We start from the raw sequence: 1,004 nt of genomic DNA, 5'->3' as shown, positions 1-1,004 counted from the left end.
GTAACAAGGTAGCCGTATCGGAAGGTGCGGCTGGATCACCTCCTTTCTAAGGATAATTACGGAACAGACCTATCGGTCTGATTTAACGTCTTGCAGTTCAGTTTTGAATGTTCATCTAATTACATTCTTTTGGGGCCTATAGCTCAGCTGGTTAGAGCGCACGCCTGATAAGCGTGAGGTCGATGGTTCGAGTCCATTTAGGCCCACCATTTTTAATTCCATACCCTTTAGATGGTTTCAAGATACGAGCAGTTCGAGGAATCAAAGGAATGAGGGAGTGAGCGTACCCAAGTACGTGAACGACTGAGTGACTGCAGATGACGAAGAAATGCGATGTATATTGAAAGCCGGGTTGTTGGAATCAAAACTCTCAATAGAGGGTTTCAAGATACGAGCAGTTCGAGGAATCAAAGGAATGAGGGAGTGAGCGTACCCAAGTACGTGAACGACTGAGTGACTGCAGATGACGAAGAAATGCGATGTATAGTGAAAGCCAGGTTGTTGGAATCAAAACTCTCAATAGAGGGTTTCAAGATACGAGCAGTTCGAGGAATCAAAGGAATGAGGGAGTGAGCGTACCCAAGTACGTGAGCGACTGAGTGACTGCAGATGACGAAGAAATGCGATGTATATTGAAAGCCGAACATGGGGCCTTAGCTCAGCTGGGAGAGCGCCTGCCTTGCACGCAGGAGGTCAGCGGTTCGATCCCGCTAGGCTCCACCAATTTCTTGTTCTTTGAAAACTGGATAGAACGACATTGATTATGAAAAAAGCGTAAGACGCTCGTTCAGAAATAACGAGCTAAGACAGGGGCAGCAAAAAGGCGTTCTTTGCCTTTATGATGGCCATGGCTTAGGGAGGTGATTTCTAGCGTCTGAAACTAGATTCAACAAACACAACGTCAAGTTGATTGACGTGTATCCTTAAGTCTCCTTTTAGGAGCAACAACTTTTAGGGTTTCAAGATACGAGCAGTTCGAGGAATCAAGCGAGAGAGGGAGTGAG

General features: G+C 46.1%; 2 tRNA genes. Both read left to right on the top strand.

Annotated features, from left to right (window positions below):
- Nucleotides 1-132: 132 nt before the first annotated feature.
- A tRNA-Ile gene (locus ACFO0S_RS00445) sits at nucleotides 133-209 on the top strand.
- A gap of 438 nt (nucleotides 210-647) precedes the next feature.
- Nucleotides 648-723, top strand: a tRNA-Ala gene (locus ACFO0S_RS00440).
- Nucleotides 724-1,004: the final 281 nt, after the last annotated feature.

Source organism: Chryseomicrobium palamuruense (genome assembly GCF_042649045.1).
Taxonomy (GTDB): Bacteria; Bacillota; Bacilli; order Bacillales_A; family Planococcaceae; genus Chryseomicrobium; species Chryseomicrobium palamuruense.
The sequence above is the reverse complement of the archived record's forward strand: the minus strand, read 5'-3'. Positions and strand labels throughout refer to the sequence as shown.